Below are 19,088 nucleotides of genomic sequence, written 5' to 3' on the forward strand. Positions count from 1 at the left end.
ATGAATTACTAATTACTAATTATCTATATTTTTTTGAGTGAAGCCATCCACATATCTGGTGGATCAGCATAGTAATCTATATCTACAACTTGATATCGTAATAATTCAGAACCACAACGTAAAATAATGTAATCAAAGGGCTGAATACCTTGGCCTATGCCTGTCATTCTGCCTTCTAAACCACAATTGAGCAATTCAAATACGTAATCTTTACCTGAAATAAATTTACTGTAATCATGTGTTCTATATTTTTGCTTTGTTTGATTAATTGACATCACCGACAGTGGCAACCAATTGAAAAAATTAAAACTTAAAGTCATAGTTTTTTTCATACAAAAATTGCAAAACCGAGATATCTTGAGCAATAAACAATAGTGAAAAAGTAGAAGATAATTTCTATCTCCTCATCAATAACTTGTTATGTAGATGAACCAACAGGTCAAACCAGCAACCGTTTCATAATTTTATAAGCAGGATTCAGAATCGAGGTAAATTTTTTTTAGACTTAATTCTGAATTTTAATTGTTTAATTTTTATCTAAAGATAATATCCGTGTTGCTGTTGATGCCAACCATAATATTTATCAATGATTTAGGTTCTTGTATTAGACTGCTCAAAGATGTATTGATTACATAAATTATAGAAGTATAAAAGGTAGTGTTCACATCACATTTACTAAAATTTCAATGAAGAACACTTGAGATATAAGTCTTGATTACTTGACTTTCGATTATATATAAATATGTGTATTAAAGATGACATCCGAGTGTCATTTGGATGAATTTTTAGCAAAAATCCAAAATTTCCAGTTATTTCAGTATTTAGGATGGAAATTCACATTTAAAATCTTGAGCAACTCATAATATATTAGTGAATGCTCACACTGAGTCGATATGAAGAAGTATATAATTAGTCTGCAAAAGTGGTCTTTGTTTTTATACTCCCAGACTTCCAGTTTGATATCAAGTTAGGGTAATTAGTTATAATTACGGAAATCTGTGCAGAAAACTCCTTCTGCGGTCTTAATGATAATTATTTCACCAAACATGATATGAGTGGTTCATTGTAAATTTGTTTTTGTTTGAAAAGCAATATCTACCTGGCTAAGTAAGGATTCTAGGGTAGAAGAGTTATCTAAAACAACATCTGCACGGGATATTTTTTCGGCTAAGGGTAGTTGGCTTTGAATTCTTGCTTGTGCTTGTGCTGGATTAAGATGATTACGCTGGATTAATCTTTGCAACTGTTGTGTTTCTGAACAACTGACTACCCAAATTTCTGTAACCAAATGTGTCATTTTGGCTTCAAACAGCAGTGGAATAACAAACACCAAAGTTTCTACGGTTGATGTTGCAATTGCTTGCAGAAAACAGTTACCCACATAAGGGTGAATCAAATCTTCTATCCATTGGCGTTCTTGTTGATTTTGAAAAATAATTTCGCCTAATTTTTGGCGGTTGAGACTACCATCAGGAAGTAAGATTTGTTCACCGTAACGTTGAGCGATCGCCTTTAAAATAGGTGAACCAATAGAGACTGCATCTCTAGCATAAATATCAGCATCAAAAATCGGCAGGTTATAAGCACTGGCTAAATAATTAGCAACAGTGCTTTTACCTGTAGCAATTCCTCCTGTTAAACCGATGATGCGTTTGGTCATTAGTCAATTGTCATTAGTCATTAGTGATTTTCTCCCTATTCCCTGGGTTGGGGATAAGGGAGACAAGGAGGACAAGGGGGACAAGGGAGAGTTTAGCACTCAGGACTAAGCACTTTCTTACCACTTCTTGTAAGGTAAGAATTTACCATTCATTGTGACTTTAACGCGATCGCCTTTGGGGTCTTCGACTTTTTCGATGTCTAAGGTAAAATCAATTGCACTCATAATCCCATCACCGAATTTTTCTTGAATAACTTCTTTGATTGGGAAACCGTAAACTTGCATAATTTCGTAGAACCGATAAATTAAGGGATCGGTTGGGACAACAGGGCCTAAACCTTTGGTGGGATAGCTAATTAGTTCCGCAATATCTTCAGAATCAAGTCCTAACACATCAGCTAGTTTTTGTGCTTCTTCTAGAGAAGCTGTTGCTTGACGATAAAACAAAGCTGCAATCCAGACTTCATCACGTCCTAAAACTTGTTCTAAATCTGTAAAGGTTAATCCTTTGAGTTTTTTAGCAGCCAGCAGCTTTTGAGTTAATGCGGGAATTGACATAGTACACTCTGATAGCAATTTTGGATTTTAAACCAGAGATAGTATACTTTGGCAAGACAGTCTGGATGTTGACCTTAAGGTAAAATTTCAACTACTGTACCTTTTTCGATCCATTGATACAGTTCATCGACATCTTGATTTTTTAAGGAAGGACAACCCCAAGTCCAATTGTAGCGATCGCTAATCATTTTATCAGTACCAACTGGGACACCATGTATACCAACCTGTCCACCAATCGGAATGTACCAAGCTAACTTACCATCAAGCTTTGCTTGCAAATGCTTACGCCAAGATTGACTATTAGGATAGTCCAACCAGATAAATTTTGACCATTGTGGATGAGGATACAAATCTCTAACTTTTAAAATTCCTTCCGGTGTTCTTCTGTCACCTTCACCATACTTATCACCCACAGAGTTACTACCAAACACTACTGGGTAAGATTTGACTGGCTTGAGGTCATAGTACAGTGTCAGCCTGTGCTGAGATTTTTCAATTAGGATAGATATTTTATTCTTGTTGTAATTTGTGTCAATTAACTGCTCAAGAGATTTGTCGTAATTTAATAATTGATTTCCCGGTAAATTACTATGAAAATTCTGCTCAGGCTGGCAAGTTTTTAGACACAAAATTTGCGGAATTTCTTGGATGGGAGCTAAAAATCCCAATCGAACTAAAAGCAAGTAAAATAAAGAGCCACTGATTAGTAATAAGAGGATAATTTTGATCTGCTGACGATGCAGAGAAATTATTTTCAGAGGCTCTTGCTTCATAACTTTAAGTTATACCAATTCCATAAGAGGCGGCATATAAACCCAAGAAACTGGAAGTCTGGGTCTAGACAAACAAAGCCTGCCTAGCCTATCGGCAAAGGCAACGCCGAATGCAGGCTAATTATATGCTTCTTCATCTCGATTTGGTATAAATAATTTAAATACCTGCACCATCAAGAAATTCTTGAATTGCTTTGTCTCTGAGACTACACAAAGGAGCCTCTGATTTTGGTTCAGGTTCTTGAACAGCAACACAACCAACTAATACAGGAGTTTTAGCAGCAATTTGTAGTTGCTGTAGAGTTTTAATTTGTTGTTCTAAAGTTTCAATGCGATCGACTAAAGCGCGAATCACTTCCGCTTCCGAGTCAGGTAAATTGTTGTGTTCCAAAGGTGCAACGCGGACTCCAGAACGGTAGACAATCCGTCCAGGAATACCGACGACTGTACAATCAGAAGGCACATCTCTCAGCACAACTGACCCAGCACCAATGCGGACGTTATTACCAATGTGAATATTGCCTAATACCTTTGCGCCAGCACCAACTACAACGTTTTCACCGACTGTAGGATGGCGTTTACCACTTTGTTTACCAGTTCCGCCCAAAGTGACACCTTGATAAATCAGAGCATAATCACCTATAATTGCCGTCTCACCAATCACCACACCCATACCGTGGTCAATAAATACCCCTTGCCCAATGGTTGCACCTGGGTGAATTTCAATACCAGTCAAAAATCGAGAGAGGTGAGAAATGAAACGGGGAATAAAGGGAAGACCAAAGTGATGTAGCCAGTGAGCCAGTCGGTGAAAAAGTAGGGCTTGCAAGCCAGGGTAACAAACCAAAACCTCTAACCAGTTACGGGCGGCTGGGTCACGTTCAAAAATGATGCGGAAATCGGCACGTAAAGTAGATAGCACGCAATAGTACCCTCGAAAAGCAAACGAGCTACCATACCATATTATCTTTTTGAGTGCTTGGTTGATAAAGTGCTGAGTGCTGAGTGCTGAGTGCTGAGTGCTGAGGGGGTAGACAAGGTAGAAAGATTGCTCCCTTGTCCCCCTTGTCTCCCTTGTCTCCCTTCTCCCTGCCCCCTTGCCCCTTGTCCACTCCCACTCACTCAGCCCCAGAATCTCCCCATTCTTTAATTGCAGAAAAGATTGATGAATAATCTTCATTAGCAAATGACATTTTCATAGCTGTAGCTAAAATGTGTCGCACAGACTCAATGCTGCTGAGGTCTAAACCCAAAGCTTTGGCTTCGGAGATAAATAAGTCTGTATCTTTGAGCAAATGTTTTGTCGGAAAATTGGGGTTTGCATAGTCTTCCTCTAACATTCTTTGCAGCTTTTTATCAAAAGTTGGCGCATACAAAGAACTTTGGCGTAAAACCTGCATAAAAGATTCAATATTGACACCTTGACGCTGTAAAAAAGCCAGACTCAGGGCAAAGCTAGTTGTTAAAGAAGCAATTAATTGATTGAGGGATAACTTTAAGGCTGCGGCTGTCCCTACAGGGCCAATTAGTAAAGGTTCAGGGCCAAAGTTTTGGAGTAATTGTAAATGTCTTTGGTATTGATCTGGAGTTGCGCCTACCATGACAATTAATTGCCCGCTTTTGGCTTCGGGAATGCTGCCTAATACTGGTGCTTCTATATATTCACCACCACCACCAATGATGGTATCTCGAATTTCTTGGCTTTCGGTGGGTGTAATTGTCCCCATTTGAATAATTGTGCGTCCTTCGAGGGTACGCCAAGCTGTATCTGAAAGTAAGACTTGATAAATAGCTGCGGCGTTAGTCAGCATTAAAATAATGCAATCAGCAGCACGAATGGCCTGACGGGGTTGTGTGGCGATTTCTGCGCCAGCTGCTTGTAATGGTGCTAATTTTTCTGGGGTGCGATTGTAGGCAACTACTTGTATATTGGCTGCTAACAACCTTTGAGCCATTGGTTGTCCCATCAGTCCAGTTCCCAGAAATGCCACCTTCATTGTTCACGTTCCTTTGATAAAGCTGAGGCGATGTCTATAACAGAAATCGCGTTTTCATCTTTTGATTGTAATTGGCTGGCGATTTGTAATTTGAGACTTAAGATGCCATCCTAAATCTCAAATTCACCCAATACGGCTGAGTAGTTAGCACTCAGCACTTTAAATTCAACCGCCAGCAGCAAAAGTCGCCATAATGACAACAGATAGTAAGATACCGGGTGTAAGTAGCATTACTAGCATCAACAAGTCATGAGTATTCATAGTTTTTGTTGCTTTTTAAATACAGGATTTCGCAGTAATCAATAGTAATGCTAGTCCATATAACAGTGATGCTGACGACTTACAGAGAGTTTTAACTTTTTCCCTTACTTTTACTTTGGCACAATTAATCCTTTCAGGGGTTGCGAAATTTCCAGATTTTGAAGTCCTTTACTTTGGACGAGGACTCCAAAGCCACCTAAGCCTGTGGGATCAATAAGTTGGTGAAGTGACTCGCGTCGTTGTAATAACTGAGCGATCGCTATATCTTGATAAGAAAGTGAGGCTATTGAGTCTCCCAAACCCAACGCCATCAAAAATAAACCTTGTTGGGTAAAGCCAATTTTGGTTAAACCACATTGCTCTCCCCACAGTTCTAAGGCGGTAAAGTCAACATGGGCGGTGATATCTTGTCGCCCAAGATTAATATAGGGGTTGTTATGGTAGCGATGCTGGTAGTAGCACTGGAGGGTTCCTTGCGATCGCCTGGGGTTATAGTAGCGATGGGCAGGATAGCCATAATCAACTGTTACCACATAACCCCGTTGCAAGCGGTCTGCTACTATACTCAACCAGTCTAAAGCCGCTAAATTAATTTCACTGCGGTAGCCATCGGGGTAGACTTTTGCAGTTATATCTATACCTATCAACTCAAAATATTTTTTCAGCTGCGGTGTAGAAATTTCCCCAATAATTTCTTGAAACTCTCCTTCTAACAGCAGATAATTTTCATCTTGCTCTACATCAGATGGTAAGGTGACATAAATTTCTCGCAATTCCCCAGCTTGTAAAATGAATTGATGTACTGAAAAAGCATCGACTAGTTCGTTAGAAAAAAAGCAGCCAGTGATGGAATTGCTAGGTATATCTGCTAAATTACACCACCGCACAGGGTAATTTTGTAAACGTTGCTGTTGTTCCTGCTGCAATTCGGGAGATTTTTCGACAATCACATAATCTAATGCTGGTAAAAAATCAGGATAATGTCGTTGATAATAGTTGAGGATGTGTAACGCCAATAATCCTTGACCTGCTCCCATTTCTACCAAAGAATAAGGTCGAGGTTGTCCTAAAATTTCCCACATTTGCACAAATTGTTCTGCTAGTAACTCGCCAAAATCAGCGCCAAGACTAACAGATGTGAAAAAATCACCGCCTTTAAACCCAATGTTGACGGCTTTACTGGCATAGTAGCCATATTCAGGGTGATATAACACCATATCCATGTATTCCGCAAAGGTAATTCGCTTTTGCAGACTAGTAGCAATGCGATCGCTAATGGCCGCACACAACGCTGGGTTAGAATTCATAAACAAGTTAGACTCAGTGGGCTTCAAATCCCTAAATTCCTTGATAAGTTGGGACTCTTCTTATTTACAATAGATATTTTTTTATGGCTTTTCCTTAATCGTTACTAATCCATGTATCCCCAGTGCTGTGATCACACCTCCCAATAGTCCCCATGTACCATCAGCGAATACGTTGATGCGATGAATAAAAGTACGATGGTAAGCGTATTCTAATTGTCTATCATTGACTTTGTTTTCTTCTACTAGTTTCTGTACATAATTCTCAGCCTTGCCCAGTGCAGCATAGTCTAAGTTAAACCAATAAAGTGATGTTCCTACTACCGCCACACCTGGAAAAACTAAAGTAATTAAGAGAATTGCTATACGTGCTTTCATAACACCGGATGATTTACCTATTCCATTTAACTTCTCACAGGTACGGTAAAAAATAGTGCATTGAGCAAAACACCAGAATTTTGGGAATACTCATAGTGTTTCGCAGCATTGGCTTGGTTAGGCTCACGCTATGAGAGCATTAAAAATCATTTTTCTGGGATTTGCTTATGTTTTATGTGTTTGTTTGGTATTAATTTCCCTATCGGCGGGATATGCAACAACATCAGCTTCCGTTGATACCTTGCGACAACAGCAGCAACAAATTAATCAAGAACGCCAGAATGTGATTCAGGAACGCGATCGCTTGACAAATTTGCACAATGCTGCACAAAACCGTTTAACTGGTATCAATCAAAATATCAATACCACAAATAATCAAATTCAAGATAGTGAATTGCGGTTAACCCAAGCAACTCAACGCCTGCAAAAGTTAGAAGCCGATTTAGCTGTGGCGCAACGTAGCTACGAAGAAAGACAAGTTGCTACAGTTGCTAGGTTACGATATCTTCAGCGATCGCACGCTAGTCAAGGCTGGGCAGTTTTAATGCAGAGCCAAGATATCAGTGACTTTATCAGCCGTCGTCATCAATTAAAGTTAGTTTATCAGGCAGACCAGAAAATTTTAGCCAAACTCAATGTCCAAGCACTGCAAATCAATCAGCAAAAAACTGATGTAGAACAACAAAAAAATGAAATTGCGTTAATTCGTCAGCAATTACTTTTACAAAAAGCAGATTATCAAGCTCAAGCGCAGTCTCAAGCAGAATTACTTCAACGTTTAAATAGCGATCGCCTCGCCCTAGAAGCAGCCGAAAATCAATTAGCAAAAGACTCTCAAAATCTAGAAAACTTAATTCAAGAAAAAGTCGCCGCCTTAGAAGGACGCAGCAAAACCAACAGCCGCAATAGTGTGATCATTCGCGGAACAGGCGTGTTTGCTTATCCCAGCAATGCACCTACTAGCAGTCCCTTTGGCTGGCGGATACATCCAATTCTCGGCTATCGCCGCTTCCACGCAGGTTTGGATTTTGCTGCTAGTTATGGTAGTACAATTCGCGCCGCAGATTCGGGAACTGTCATTTTTGCTGGATGGTATGGTGGCTATGGTAGAGCCGTAATTATCGACCACGGTAACGGATTGACTACACTCTACGGACACACCAGCGAATTGTTTGTTTCGGAAGGACAAGGAGTACAACGCGGACAAGCGATCGCGGCTGTCGGTTCCACAGGTTTTTCTACCGGGCCACATCTACATTTTGAGGTGCGTCGCCGTGGTACGCCCATCAATCCGGCTGATTTTCTTTAATAGTCTGCAAACTTGATCACAACTATGCTATAATCCAGAAGACTAAGGGCGCGTGGCTCAGTGGATAGAGCAACAGATTCCGGTTCTGTGGGTCGGGGGTTCAAATCCCTCCGCGCTCGTTTTTATAGCTGTATATATTTTAGTAGTCTTGCAGAAAAAAATTTTGCGGACGTACTTAATATAGCAATAATCGCTAATATAGATTTTGCGATTATATTTGCTTTGATTGTGCTGAACCGACCTTTACCTGAACGTTCACAAACTCGCAGGCGCTTACCGAATCAGCGTTGGCAAATTTACCCACAAAAAACAGATTTAGCTGAAAAACTGGCAGTTTCTATTAATCTTTCTCCTATCATCAGCCAGTTATTAATTAATCGTGGCATTGAAACACCAGCACAAGCACAAGCATTTTTAGAACCAGAATCAATAGTTTTACCTCCGCCGTTAGAAGAATTTCCTGATTTGGCGATGAGTGTGGAGTTGTTACAAGAGGCGATCGCATCTCAAAGTAAAATCGCTATCTGCGGCGACTATGATGCCGATGGTATGACTAGTACTGCATTATTATTGCGGAGTCTCCGGGCTTTAGGCGCACAAGTAGATTATGCTATCCCTAGTCGGATGCACGAAGGTTACGGTATCAACAAACGCATCGTCGAAGAATTTCACAGCGAAGGTGTCAAACTCATTCTCACTGTAGATAATGGGATCTCTGCTTATGAACCCATCGCTAGAGCCAGAGAACTCGGCGTAAAAGTCATTGTCACCGACCATCATGACATTCCGCAACAATTACCACCAGCCGATGCTATCCTCAACCCCAAACTCATCGCCGAAGCTTCACCTTATCGCGGTGTGGCTGGTGTAGGTGTAGCCTATATTTTGGCGGTTTGTCTTGCACAACAGCTAGGCGAAACCAGAGGCTTAATTCAGCCAATGCTTGAATTATTCACCCTGGGAACCATTGCAGATTTAGCTCCTTTAACTGGTGTAAATCGCCGTTGGGTAAAACGCGGTTTGAAGCATTTACCAAAATCTAAGTTACCAGGTGTGCAAGCGTTAATTCAAATCGCTGGCGTGCAAGCGAAGCAGGAGGGACAAGGGGGACAAGGTGGACAAGGCGGACAAGGTGGAAATATCGCTACCTTGTCTCCCCCCTCTCCCTTGTCTACCCCTCCTCCCTTATCTCCCCCCAAATCCCTCAAACCAGAAGATATCGGCTTTCGTCTTGGCCCCCGGATTAATGCAGTTGGTAGAATTGGTGATCCGCAGACGGTGATTGATTTACTAACTACTGATGATATGGGAGTTGCACTGACAAGAGCAATGCAGTGTGAGCAAACAAACACTAGCCGTCAGCAAATGTGCGAGGAAATTGAACAAGAAGCGATCGCTTATGTAGAATCAGAATTTATCGCCTCTTTACCACAAGACCGCGTATTATTAGTTATCCAACCTGAATGGCATCATGGTGTAATTGGGATTGTTGCCTCTCGTTTGGTAGAACGCTACGGTGTGCCTGTATTTATTGGTACTTATGAAGATGAAACACATATCCGTGGTTCTGCAAGGGGAATTCCTGAGTTTCATGTGTTTGAAGCGTTGGAATATTGTCGGGATTTGTTAGGTAAATTCGGCGGTCATAAAGCGGCAGGTGGATTTTCTTTACCCGCAGAAAATTTAGAATTGGTGCGATCGCGTTTAATTGATTTTGCTAACCAGTGTCTAGAACCCCAACACCTCAAGCCACTGCTTAAAATTGATGCTCAAGCTAACTTTAACCAAATCAATCACCAACTATTCCAACAATTAAATGCGTTGCATCCTTGCGGTATCGATAACCCTGATCCCGTTTTTTGGACACCAAACGTCCAAGTTATCGACCAGCAAACTATCGGCAAAGGTCATATTAAAGTGACATTAGCCCAAACTATTGATAGTCAGCAATATACAATTAAGGCGATCGCTTGGCGTTGGCGTGATTATTATCCTCTACCACAACGAGTTGATATTGCTTATAAATTGCGCGAAAACACTTTTAACGGCAACACTACCATCGAGTTAGAATTACTCGGCGTGAGATTAACAAAAGCCTCATCTCAAATCTTTTACACTGCATCACCGAACCCACTCAAAGCCACATTTCAACACAATCAACGGCAGTATACTTGTGGCATCTATCAAAATAATTCTTTCCCAGAACTCAGAATCAAAAATCCTGAAGGTAAAATCTTAGTCATGCAGCCAGAACGCACAATCGGCTTGTTGGGAACCAGTCGTGAAGAGGCAATGGAGGTTGATGTCTCTCAACCACAGTATGATTCCATTATTCAAGCAGCGTTGCAAGCATTATCATACATACAGCAGGGAATAGACAACAGGGGACAGGCAACAGGGTTGTAAGTTCCTTATAATATGACTTTTTGGTAAAATTTTGTACCTGATTCACCCGAAATCCGCCATAAATGCTGAGTCATGAATACTGATGTTTCACTCAGCACTCACAACTCAGCACTTTACACTCTTACAGGTTGCCGTTGCGAAAAGCCAGGACAAAAATTACAGCTGGGCCAGCAATGACAATTAATGCAACAGAAAGCAGTTGGAAAATAACTTCCCAGTTGATGCTGGTGAAAGTGCTAATAATACCGTCTAACATTTTTTCTCTTTCCTCCCAATTGTCTTAAAAAGTTCGATAATCAATCAGTTGCAAAACCCGCAATTGATCATATCCGGGAACGGTGTGTGATTTTTAATTTACTTAACAAAATTATAGGAAAAAACACAAAATGGCAAACTGGCAATGTGTCAAGCAATGTGGAGCCTGCTGTAATCTCGACCCTAACGACCGTCCCGACTTAGACGAATACCTCACGCCAGAAGAGTTGGAACTTTACCTGAGTATGGTAGGCGAAGATGGTTGGTGTATTAATTTCGACCATACCACAAGAGAATGCCGGATTTATCCCAACCGTCCGCGTTTTTGCCGAGTAGAAGCAGAAGCATTTCAAGATATGTACGGTATTGAACCAGAAGAACTGAATGATTTTGCCATAGATTGCTGTCGCCAACAGATTGAAGGGGTATATGGCGATCGCTCTTTAGAAATGCTGCGCTTCGACAAAGCTGTTGGCTTGTGATTATGTTATTTTTCGCAACACAGTTGCAATTTATTACAACTATCTGAGAAAATGAGAAAAATATGAAAATATACTAGTCATAAAACTACTGCCTGTGAAACTTGACACTGCACCTGTGGTAATTTCTGCGAAAGACTTACCAGAATTCAAAGAAAACGCTAAATCTCAACTGGATATTGCAACTATTGAGCCTCTGCAACCTGTAATTACTGAAAGTCCTAAAAAGCAAGAATCAGCGTTTGTTGTTTTCAGCACAACATTCGTGACGATATTTCTCGCAGAAATTGGTGATAAAACTCAGCTATCCACTTTATTAATGAGTGCAGAATCTCACGCACCTTGGGTAGTGTTTCTCGGATCTGCGGCGGCGTTAATCAGCACAAGTTTACTGGGTGTACTGTTGGGTAGTTGGATAGCCAGTCGCCTCAGTCCCAAAACTGTAGAAAAATCAGCCGGAGTTATGTTGCTGTTAATTTCCGTCATGCTGTTTTGGGATGTATTGCAAGGTTAATTCCTCTACTCCCCACTCCCCACTCCCTACTCCCCTTAACATTATGGATTGGCATCTTTTAGGACTAAGCTTTATTACAGTTTTTTTATCAGAATTAGGTGACAAAAGCCAGTTAGCGGCGATCGCACTTTCTAGTCGTGGTCAATCTCAAAAAGCTATCTTTTTTGGTACAGCAGGCGCACTATTGTTAACCAGCCTTTTAGGTGCATTGGCTGGTGGTGCAGTTGCAGAAGTATTACCTACAAGGATATTAAAAGCGATCGCGGCTGTAGGTTTTGCGATTCTGGCTGCAAGGTTATTATTTTTTAACAACGAAGAATCAGTAGAATCGGAATAAACACCTTGAAGAATAAGTCACCATCAATTTCATAACTTTTGACTAAAAAATGAGAACCCCAGTTTTTTAGAAAAACTGGGGTTTTTCACATTCAATTTTCACCAATGGATTAGTTTTTCAATTTCAAGACAATATTTAGTTTGAAACGACAGAAGCCCTAATTCCCGTTACTCAGCTTGCATCCGCCAGCATTGACTTAACAATATTCCGCCAGTCAACAGCTTCACTGCATCCAACACCCAGTAACCACCATGTAATAAATCCATTGCTGCGGGAATTGTCGATGTTTCAAACAAATTGAGATGAACTCCAGCCGCGCACATATTGGGAGTTAAAAAATAAGTTTCCAGCAGAGATACTGTGAGCAAAATAACCGCAAACACAATAGTATTAGGATGCCAGTTATATTTGGTTTTACTTAAAGCCAATACACCAGTTAAAATGAGCGCCGCAGATAACAATTCTATGCGATTAAAATTCCAAAAAATTGCGTAGCCTGCTGTAGTAAAACTAGCTTCATTCATCATCCCAGAAAAATAAAGCGTAGGCATTATTACCCAATCTAAAATCAGACTAGCACTTAACCAAAAACCCAAGGTCAACATAATGGCAGGTTGCCAAATTGACCGCTTGAATGCAACTGTAGCAAATGTATTCATAATACAAAATAATTGCTGTGCTTTTACTCTTAGTGTCTAACTTTAAGAGTAACTTTGACAACAAATATCAATTAAATTTTGCAAAATAGTATTAACTAAGAGCAGAAACAAGTAACAAAGATGTAATAAAAACATCTATTGTTGTGCTTGTTTAATACTGAAGATGATGGAAATAATACAGGTAAGACGCACTCAAATTACAATATTAATTAAGTAACCATCCCAAAAATTTATGCGTTCTAGAGTATTATTGGGTGCCGCGATCGCCAGTATAACCTTAATTAAGGGCTATCTGCTGCCAAGTTACGCCATTCAATTACAAGATGGCACAGTGTATTTTGCACAACCACCGCGTTTAGTTAATACCATCACTACTTATAACGAGATTTACGCCTGGGGTGCGACATATTACTTTACAATCAATTTGCCAGAAAATGCCGGCGAACCACTACAAAGCCTAGTAATTAATCAGCACGAAGGCGTAGACAATATTACTTTTGATTTAAACGATAGTGTGGCTTTTGAAGGTAAACCTTCTGGTAAGGGACAAAAGGTAGAATTACAAACTGTAAAAGGCGATCGCAAAACCAGAACAGTCACCCTGACATTTGATCCACCAGTGTCTCCAGGTAAAACCATTACCATTGGTTTAAAACCTTGGCAAAATCCCCGTAGTACTGGTGTTTATCTGTTTGGAGTCACAGCTTTTCCTACAGGGGAAAAATCCCACGGACAATTTTTAGGTTATGGCAGATTGCAGTTTTATAGTAGTAGTGACTCAGTTTGGTGGCCTGGTTTCTGGCGCTAGATAATCGTCATAAATCAATGTAGTTTTCAGAGATTTCCAATTAAAAAATGACAAAAGAAACTTGATAAATTCTGCGCAATTTATCAGTGATCTCCATCAGATATCTTTGCTGATTCTGTAGTGCGATCGCTTTGATAAAATAACAGCAATTATCTGACTCAAATCACTTAAATAATGACGAGATTTATCCATGATCAATTCTCTAAAGATTATTTAGAAGAACTCCTAAAACCATTCGGAACAGTCCAAGCACCAAGTCGAGTTGCAGCCGAAGTCAAAGAAATCGATGTATTATTCACACCAATTCCCACACAAACAGCTAACTTAAACACTTTGGGAATATTAGGCAGAATGGCGACAACACCAGCCATTTTTGAACCATTTCGCAACCCAGTATCCATCGAAGAAATTAAAGATTGTCTCTCAAAATCATTAGAAGTAAACAAAGCAATTCAGCGAGAAGCAAATCGCAACAAAAGCAAAATCTCAGACTCAGAAATTCCCCAACAATGGATACTCACACCCACCGCATCAGAAACAACTCTTGCTGGTTTTGGTGTAGTTCTCAAATCAGATTGGCTGGAGGGAGTGTACTTTTTACCTGAATATTTGCGAACAGCCATAGTCGTAATTCATCAGTTACCATCAACTCCCGAAACACTATGGCTGAGAATCCTGGGACGAGGGAAAGTACAGCAACGAGCGATTGATGAATTAACAGCACTACCAGCAAATCACCCCTTTCAGAGAGTGACGCTAGAATTACTATATAGCCTGCAACAAAACTTGCGAATCAATCAAAATATCGAAACAGATGATCGGGAGTTAGTGATGAGATTAGCACCACTGTATCAGGAAGATAGAGAACGCGCTAGACAAGAAGGTTTACAAGAAGGTTTACAGCAAGGTGTACAACAAGGAGAACAACAGCTAATTCTGCGGCTGTTAAATCGGCGTTTAGGAGAAATCGATATATCTTTAATCGAGCAAATTCAAGGATTATCTATTGAACAATTAGAATCTCTGGCAGAAGCATTGTTAGATTTTGCCATAGTGGCAGATTTAGAAGTTTGGTTAAGCCAACAACAAGATACAACTAATCAGTAAACTATTAATTTTGACTAAGTTGGAGCGATCGCACTCAAGAATAAACAAAATTTTATAACAAAAAAAGAGAGGCTGTTACTTCACCTCTCTTGTTTAAATTTAGTTAACTCAGGTATTAGGATTTTTATCCTTTACCTGTAACTTTTTCAATATCTGTTGGGTTTGTGAACGATGAAGCTGAGAACTTGGCACTGCTTGATGTTGTCGAAACCTACAACACGGATGTAGTGGGTAGGATATTGAGAACGGCAAGCTTGAACTTCGCCTAATACTTCGCGGGTGGATTTAGCACCGAACAAAGGCAACTTCCAAAGTGTCCAGTAGAACTCGGTGGGTTCCGAAACTTCGTTAAATTCAATTGCTGGAATGTAGCCTTGGCTCAGAATGTACTGAACTTGTTTTTCAATTTGAGCGTCGCTGAGGGGGGGAAGATAAGAAAGGGTTTCGTAGCGGCGCTCTTTTGGTAGGGTTTGCATAACTGGTGATAACTGTTTGCTATTTTGTGACGGCTTGGAAATTTCCTAACTGGCTAAGTTGTCCCAGTCAGGATCGGAAAAACTCTGTTGTTCTGATTCAGGACTGGGGTTAGATAAACTCAGCTGCGTGATGCGTTCTAAATGCTGGCGACGTTGTTCTGTATTAGCTTGCTGAATACCAGTCAGAACCATTTCTGGTAAGAACTCGACAACTTCTTCAGCAATGTGTTCTCTGACTGTCATTATCCGCAAAGCTAAATCTGGCTTTTCTTGGAAAAGTTGTTTAATGTAAGCTTCTCCATCCTGGACTTTTCCTGCGGAAAAGTTATGCAGCCAAATTGCCAATGGTGGATTCGTTTCGCCTAGCTGTGCCAGTACAGTCCTTAGCGCCTGATAAGTTAGGTAGCTTTGGAGCGTTCTGGCTGTATCTTTCGCAATTTGCTTGAGATTCATGCTTGACCCAGCCCAAATTTAAGTTAAAAGTAAAAAGTAATAAGTAAAAAGATTTCTTTTACCTTTTAACTTTTTACCTTTTACTTGATGATCAGACGGTATCAACTGCCTCAAACTCGAACTTGATTTCTTTCCACAGTTCGCAAGCAGCAGCTAGTTCAGGAGACCACTTAGCAGCTTCGCGAATAACGTCGTTACCTTCACGCGCCAAGTTGCGGCCTTCGTTACGAGCTTGGATACACGCTTCCAACGCTACACGGTTAGCGGTTGCACCAGGAGCATTACCCCAGGGGTGTCCGAGTGTACCACCACCGAATTGTAATACGGAGTCATCACCAAAGATTTCTACCAACGCGGGCATGTGCCATACGTGGATACCACCAGAAGCAACTGCCATTACACCAGGTAGAGAAGCCCAATCTTGGGTAAAGTAGATACCGCGAGACTTGTCTTGCTCAACGTAGTTTTCCCGCAACAGGTCAACGAAGCCCATTGTAATACCACGTTCACCTTCCAACTTACCTACAACTGTACCGGTGTGGATGTGGTCACCACCAGATAGACGTAAAGCTTTAGCTAATACGCGGAAGTGGATACCGTGGTTCTTTTGACGGTCAATTACTGCGTGCATCGCGCGGTGGATGTGAAGCAGAATACCGTTGTCACGACACCAACGAGCCAAGGTGGTGTTAGCTGTGAAACCTGCGGTTAGGTAGTCGTGCATGATGATGGGCATATTGAGTTCTTTAGCATACTCAGCCCGCTTCAACATTTCTTCGCAGGTAGGCGCGGTGACGTTGAGGTAGTGACCTTTGATTTCGCCTGTTTCTGCTTGAGACTTGTGGATAGCATCAGCTACGAACAAGAAGCGATCGCGCCATCTTTGGAATGGTGCAGAGTTGATGTTTTCGTCGTCTTTGGTGAAGTCCAAACCACCGCGCAAACACTCATACACAGCGCGTCCGTAGTTCTTAGCAGATAGACCTAATTTTGGTTTGATGGTACAACCCAACAAAGGACGACCATATTTGTTTAATTTGTCACGCTCAACTTGAATACCGTGAGGAGGCCCTTGGAAGGTCTTAATGTAAGCAACAGGAAAGCGAAGGTCTTCCAAACGCAATGCCCGCAAAGCTTTAAAACCAAATACGTTACCCACAATTGAGGTTAAAACGTTGGTGATGGAACCTTCTTCAAAGAGATCCAGAGGATAGGCAATGTAGGCAATAAACTGGTTGTCTTCGCCAGGAACTGGTTCGATATCGTAGCAACGACCTTTGTAACGATCTAGATCGGTTAATAAGTCTGTCCATACGGTTGTCCAAGTACCAGTAGAAGACTCAGCCGCTACAGCCGCAGCTGCTTCTTCAAAGGGAACTCCAGGCTGGGGTGTAACACGGAACGCCGCCAGAAGATCCGTATCTTTAGGTGTGTAATCGGGTGTGTAATAAGTTAGTCTGTAATCTTGAACCCCGGCTTTATACCCAGCTTTTGACTGAGTCTTCGTTTGAGCGTAAGACATATCTATCCTTCCAAGATGTCACTCTTTTTACTTATCAAATCACGTTTTGTACAACTTCCTCTCACCATTTTTTCACCCTCATCACTAGAGGAGAAAGTTAGGCACCATTGGTTGTTTGAGGTCGTCTTCGCCACAGGGTAGCAGTTTTTCTTTAATTAACACTTGGTTTCTCACCAGTGCTGTTCATGCTCAGGAGTGCATATCCTGACGCTTGCGCCCTTGTTGGATGGAAAAATTTCTTTTATCTATTCTTCTTGACTCGCTAAACCTTTGTAGCCTCGGTAAAAACTCTCTACTTTGCAGAAAGTATGAGGTTATTCTCGTTTACATCTGTTTAATTATGGAAATGCGCGTTCTCGCTTACATTTCCGCATCCGCACTCTTGCTGTGTTTCCAATTTGTAGAAAGCAAACCAGACGAGACTTTGCGGGATGGTGATTTAGTCGAGTAGTCAGCGAAAGACAAAATTGCACACAACGTAATTTGTAACTTGTCTCACAATATATCAAGAAATTGCATAAGTTATTCTTTGAAAATTTTTAACTTATATATTTAAATTTTTTATTACATAAAGATTTAAACATTTTGTTAAAAATAGTTTACAAAAATGTACAAAGGTGTAAAGCATCAACCCTGGCAAAATAACGACTACTGATATCCTAGAAAACAAAAGTTTGGGTATTGACAGATGTTTGATTTTCTGCATATGTGGAAATCTTAACTAACAAAGGATTGTGGGTTAAGCTGTATGGAATGGAAAGATTGGTCGAGTGTTGCATTTACTGAAAGGCATTGTCTACCATCCTCTTCGGGAATTTATGTGGTTGTGGATGTCAACGAATGTGTTTGGTATGTTGGCAAAGCTAGTGATATTAAATCTCGTTGGGAAGGCAAAACACATCATCGCTATCAACAATTCATTCGCTCTTACAAAAAACACTTATACAGAATCTATTGGTATGAGTTTTCTATTGATGTGTTAACCGAAAAGGAAAAGTACTATATTGAAATCCTAAAACCAGAGCTTAATGGTTGCAAAGTTAAAAAATATTTGCCTCAACAACTAGAAGTTAAAAGGGAAATCAAACGTTTATTAAAAGTACTAAATAAAACCACACTTTTGTTTTCTACAGTGTGTTCTGTAGTGGCTGGCGAGTATGCTGATGACACTATACGTTGCATAGTTATATTAGCCCCTAGCAATGACAGCAGTATACTATTGAACTCGATTCACAAAAATAAATCTCATCGAGTTCAGAAATTTTGGAGTTCATATAGGACTAGTATTTGATTTCTGAAAAAGCACCGTACATTTGAAGAGTTGCAAAATCGAAGTTAGTGTGTCGGAGAAACCACTCAAACATCCACTTGAGATGAGAAAACGAAGGAATCAAAGCACAGAAACGGCGCACCCAGGTTTTAGCTTGTAACCAAATATCCTCAATTGGGTTTTGTGATGGGCAATTAGGAGCGAAGCGAACGCAATGAATTTTCCACTGCTCTGGAGACACATCACGGTTTATCTCTCCTAAAAAGTTTTGAACCAGATGTGAACGATTGTAAGAAGCACCATCCCAAAAAAGAAGTAATCGTTGGTTGGGAGAAGCGTCTAATAAATAACGTAAATAATCAATCGTATTGTTTGAGTTACCAGCATTATAAGCTTTAATAAGTAACTTGCCATCCAGATAATCAACCGCACCGTAGTATGTCTGTTTCTCTCGTTCGTTAACAATGCTAATTGCTATTTCTTGGTCTGTTTTACCCCAGACATAACCAGTTATGTCTCCCCATAATATAGGACTCATTTTTGATTTCTGAAGGTTATTTTC

Annotated in this window: 21 protein-coding genes, 1 tRNA gene and 1 pseudogene; 9 read left to right on the plus strand and 14 right to left on the minus strand. The window is 40.5% G+C overall.

Annotated features, from left to right (window positions below; genetic code table 11):
* Window positions 1-23: 23 nt before the first annotated feature.
* From H6G75_RS15560 to H6G75_RS15595, 8 genes are all read right to left on the minus strand, one after another.
* Entirely contained in the window at window positions 24-332 is a 309-nt protein-coding gene (locus H6G75_RS15560; RefSeq protein ID WP_242051546.1) for a hypothetical protein, read from the minus strand.
* A gap of 728 nt (window positions 333-1,060) precedes the next feature.
* A complete protein-coding gene (gene coaE, locus H6G75_RS15565; protein ID WP_190980938.1) occupies window positions 1,061-1,660 on the minus strand; it encodes a dephospho-CoA kinase in 600 nt (199 codons plus the stop codon).
* A 117-nt stretch (window positions 1,661-1,777) separates the two neighbouring features.
* Window positions 1,778-2,218 (minus strand): cyanase, encoded by a 441-nt coding sequence (cynS, locus tag H6G75_RS15570; RefSeq protein WP_190980939.1) that lies wholly within the window; start codon window positions 2,216-2,218, stop codon window positions 1,778-1,780.
* Between the two features lie 74 nt (window positions 2,219-2,292).
* Entirely contained in the window at window positions 2,293-2,991 is a 699-nt protein-coding gene (locus H6G75_RS15575) for a murein L,D-transpeptidase family protein (RefSeq protein WP_190980940.1), read from the minus strand.
* Window positions 2,992-3,148: 157 nt separating this feature from the next.
* Window positions 3,149-3,913 (minus strand): serine O-acetyltransferase, encoded by a 765-nt coding sequence (gene cysE / locus H6G75_RS15580; protein WP_190980941.1) that lies wholly within the window; start codon window positions 3,911-3,913, stop codon window positions 3,149-3,151.
* A gap of 196 nt (window positions 3,914-4,109) precedes the next feature.
* Window positions 4,110-4,988 carry an NAD(P)-dependent oxidoreductase gene (locus tag H6G75_RS15585; RefSeq protein WP_190980942.1) on the minus strand — a complete coding sequence of 293 codons (879 nt, stop codon included), beginning with the start codon at window positions 4,986-4,988 and terminating at the stop codon, window positions 4,110-4,112.
* A 371-nt stretch (window positions 4,989-5,359) separates the two neighbouring features.
* Window positions 5,360-6,556, minus strand: coding sequence for a class I SAM-dependent methyltransferase (locus tag H6G75_RS15590; protein WP_190980943.1), 1,197 nt, complete (start codon window positions 6,554-6,556; stop codon window positions 5,360-5,362).
* Window positions 6,557-6,637: 81 nt separating this feature from the next.
* On the minus strand, window positions 6,638-6,931 hold the full coding sequence (locus tag H6G75_RS15595) for a hypothetical protein (protein WP_190980944.1): 294 nt from the start codon (window positions 6,929-6,931) through the stop codon (window positions 6,638-6,640).
* Between the two features lie 130 nt (window positions 6,932-7,061).
* On the opposite strand from H6G75_RS15595, the gene H6G75_RS15600 reads away from it, so the two are divergent.
* From H6G75_RS15600 to H6G75_RS15610, 3 genes are all read left to right on the plus strand, one after another.
* A complete protein-coding gene (locus H6G75_RS15600) occupies window positions 7,062-8,240 on the plus strand; it encodes a murein hydrolase activator EnvC (RefSeq protein ID WP_190980945.1) in 1,179 nt (392 codons plus the stop codon).
* A gap of 46 nt (window positions 8,241-8,286) precedes the next feature.
* Window positions 8,287-8,359 (plus strand) — tRNA-Arg (locus H6G75_RS15605).
* A 109-nt stretch (window positions 8,360-8,468) separates the two neighbouring features.
* Window positions 8,469-10,646, plus strand: coding sequence for a DHH family phosphoesterase (locus H6G75_RS15610; RefSeq protein WP_190980946.1), 2,178 nt, complete (start codon window positions 8,469-8,471; stop codon window positions 10,644-10,646).
* Window positions 10,647-10,767: 121 nt separating this feature from the next.
* On the opposite strand, the gene psb30 is transcribed toward H6G75_RS15610, so the two are convergent.
* Entirely contained in the window at window positions 10,768-10,902 is a 135-nt protein-coding gene (gene psb30 / locus H6G75_RS15615; protein ID WP_062296431.1) for a photosystem II reaction center protein Ycf12/Psb30, read from the minus strand.
* Between the two features lie 130 nt (window positions 10,903-11,032).
* Here psb30 and H6G75_RS15620 point away from each other — a divergent pair, with 130 nt between their 5' ends.
* The 3 genes from H6G75_RS15620 (at window position 11,033) to H6G75_RS15630 (ending at window position 12,231) form a co-directional block, all read left to right on the plus strand.
* Window positions 11,033-11,383: a YkgJ family cysteine cluster protein gene (locus H6G75_RS15620; RefSeq protein ID WP_190980947.1), complete on the plus strand. Its 351-nt coding sequence runs from the start codon at window positions 11,033-11,035 to the stop codon at window positions 11,381-11,383.
* Between the two features lie 94 nt (window positions 11,384-11,477).
* On the plus strand, window positions 11,478-11,894 hold the full coding sequence (locus H6G75_RS15625; protein ID WP_190980948.1) for a TMEM165/GDT1 family protein: 417 nt from the start codon (window positions 11,478-11,480) through the stop codon (window positions 11,892-11,894).
* A gap of 43 nt (window positions 11,895-11,937) precedes the next feature.
* Entirely contained in the window at window positions 11,938-12,231 is a 294-nt protein-coding gene (locus tag H6G75_RS15630) for a TMEM165/GDT1 family protein (protein ID WP_190980949.1), read from the plus strand.
* Between the two features lie 167 nt (window positions 12,232-12,398).
* Here the strand turns inward: H6G75_RS15630 and H6G75_RS15635 are convergent, their stop codons facing one another.
* Complete coding sequence (locus H6G75_RS15635; protein ID WP_190980950.1) at window positions 12,399-12,890, minus strand: DUF4149 domain-containing protein; 492 nt, start codon at window positions 12,888-12,890, stop codon at window positions 12,399-12,401.
* Window positions 12,891-13,122: 232 nt separating this feature from the next.
* Here H6G75_RS15635 and H6G75_RS15640 point away from each other — a divergent pair, with 232 nt between their 5' ends.
* Window positions 13,123-13,698, plus strand: coding sequence for a DUF2808 domain-containing protein (locus H6G75_RS15640; protein WP_190980951.1), 576 nt, complete (start codon window positions 13,123-13,125; stop codon window positions 13,696-13,698).
* Between the two features lie 174 nt (window positions 13,699-13,872).
* Window positions 13,873-14,805 (plus strand): DUF4351 domain-containing protein, encoded by a 933-nt coding sequence (locus tag H6G75_RS15645; protein ID WP_190980952.1) that lies wholly within the window; start codon window positions 13,873-13,875, stop codon window positions 14,803-14,805.
* Between the two features lie 146 nt (window positions 14,806-14,951).
* On the opposite strand, the gene H6G75_RS15650 is transcribed toward H6G75_RS15645, so the two are convergent.
* The 3 genes from H6G75_RS15650 to H6G75_RS15660 form a co-directional block, all read right to left on the minus strand.
* Window positions 14,952-15,281, minus strand: a complete 330-nt coding sequence (locus H6G75_RS15650; protein ID WP_190980953.1) for a ribulose bisphosphate carboxylase small subunit — start codon at window positions 15,279-15,281, stop codon at window positions 14,952-14,954.
* Window positions 15,282-15,326: 45 nt separating this feature from the next.
* A complete protein-coding gene (rcbX, locus tag H6G75_RS15655) occupies window positions 15,327-15,734 on the minus strand; it encodes a RuBisCO chaperone RbcX (protein ID WP_190980954.1) in 408 nt (135 codons plus the stop codon).
* Between the two features lie 91 nt (window positions 15,735-15,825).
* On the minus strand, window positions 15,826-17,256 hold the full coding sequence (locus tag H6G75_RS15660; RefSeq protein ID WP_190980955.1) for a form I ribulose bisphosphate carboxylase large subunit: 1,431 nt from the start codon (window positions 17,254-17,256) through the stop codon (window positions 15,826-15,828).
* Window positions 17,257-18,004: 748 nt separating this feature from the next.
* On the opposite strand from H6G75_RS15660, the gene H6G75_RS15665 reads away from it, so the two are divergent.
* Window positions 18,005-18,547, plus strand: a complete 543-nt coding sequence (locus H6G75_RS15665; RefSeq protein WP_190980956.1) for a GIY-YIG nuclease family protein — start codon at window positions 18,005-18,007, stop codon at window positions 18,545-18,547.
* Here H6G75_RS15665 and H6G75_RS15670 read toward each other — a convergent pair.
* Window positions 18,537-19,055: pseudogene (locus H6G75_RS15670) on the minus strand (transposase); the annotation flags it as partial. The gene H6G75_RS15665 and the pseudogene H6G75_RS15670 sit on opposite strands and share 11 nt — an antisense overlap.
* Between the last annotated feature and the right edge of the window lie 33 nt (window positions 19,056-19,088).

Source organism: Nostoc sp. FACHB-280 (genome assembly GCF_014697615.1).
Classification (GTDB): Bacteria; Cyanobacteriota; Cyanobacteriia; order Cyanobacteriales; family Nostocaceae; genus Nostoc_B.

What these genes read in the sequence shown, in the direction of transcription:
- H6G75_RS15660 (WP_190980955.1), bottom strand. Translation starts at nt 17,256, where the DNA reads ATGTCTTACGCTCAAACGAAGACTCAGTCAAAAGCTGGGTATAAAGCC.
- H6G75_RS15640 (WP_190980951.1), top strand. Translation starts at nt 13,123, where the DNA reads ATGCGTTCTAGAGTATTATTGGGTGCCGCGATCGCCAGTATAACCTTA.
- H6G75_RS15560 (WP_242051546.1), bottom strand. Translation starts at nt 332, where the DNA reads ATGAAAAAAACTATGACTTTAAGTTTTAATTTTTTCAATTGGTTGCCA.
- H6G75_RS15635 (WP_190980950.1), bottom strand. Translation starts at nt 12,890, where the DNA reads ATGAATACATTTGCTACAGTTGCATTCAAGCGGTCAATTTGGCAACCT.
- coaE (WP_190980938.1), bottom strand. Translation starts at nt 1,660, where the DNA reads ATGACCAAACGCATCATCGGTTTAACAGGAGGAATTGCTACAGGTAAA.
- H6G75_RS15620 (WP_190980947.1), top strand. Translation starts at nt 11,033, where the DNA reads ATGGCAAACTGGCAATGTGTCAAGCAATGTGGAGCCTGCTGTAATCTC.
- H6G75_RS15650 (WP_190980953.1), bottom strand. Translation starts at nt 15,281, where the DNA reads ATGCAAACCCTACCAAAAGAGCGCCGCTACGAAACCCTTTCTTATCTT.
- H6G75_RS15585 (WP_190980942.1), bottom strand. Translation starts at nt 4,988, where the DNA reads ATGAAGGTGGCATTTCTGGGAACTGGACTGATGGGACAACCAATGGCT.
- psb30 (WP_062296431.1), bottom strand. Translation starts at nt 10,902, where the DNA reads ATGTTAGACGGTATTATTAGCACTTTCACCAGCATCAACTGGGAAGTT.
- H6G75_RS15590 (WP_190980943.1), bottom strand. Translation starts at nt 6,556, where the DNA reads ATGAATTCTAACCCAGCGTTGTGTGCGGCCATTAGCGATCGCATTGCT.
- H6G75_RS15665 (WP_190980956.1), top strand. Translation starts at nt 18,005, where the DNA reads ATGGAATGGAAAGATTGGTCGAGTGTTGCATTTACTGAAAGGCATTGT.
- H6G75_RS15600 (WP_190980945.1), top strand. Translation starts at nt 7,062, where the DNA reads ATGAGAGCATTAAAAATCATTTTTCTGGGATTTGCTTATGTTTTATGT.
- cynS (WP_190980939.1), bottom strand. Translation starts at nt 2,218, where the DNA reads ATGTCAATTCCCGCATTAACTCAAAAGCTGCTGGCTGCTAAAAAACTC.
- H6G75_RS15595 (WP_190980944.1), bottom strand. Translation starts at nt 6,931, where the DNA reads ATGAAAGCACGTATAGCAATTCTCTTAATTACTTTAGTTTTTCCAGGT.
- H6G75_RS15575 (WP_190980940.1), bottom strand. Translation starts at nt 2,991, where the DNA reads ATGAAGCAAGAGCCTCTGAAAATAATTTCTCTGCATCGTCAGCAGATC.
- H6G75_RS15630 (WP_190980949.1), top strand. Translation starts at nt 11,938, where the DNA reads ATGGATTGGCATCTTTTAGGACTAAGCTTTATTACAGTTTTTTTATCA.
- H6G75_RS15645 (WP_190980952.1), top strand. Translation starts at nt 13,873, where the DNA reads ATGACGAGATTTATCCATGATCAATTCTCTAAAGATTATTTAGAAGAA.
- rcbX (WP_190980954.1), bottom strand. Translation starts at nt 15,734, where the DNA reads ATGAATCTCAAGCAAATTGCGAAAGATACAGCCAGAACGCTCCAAAGC.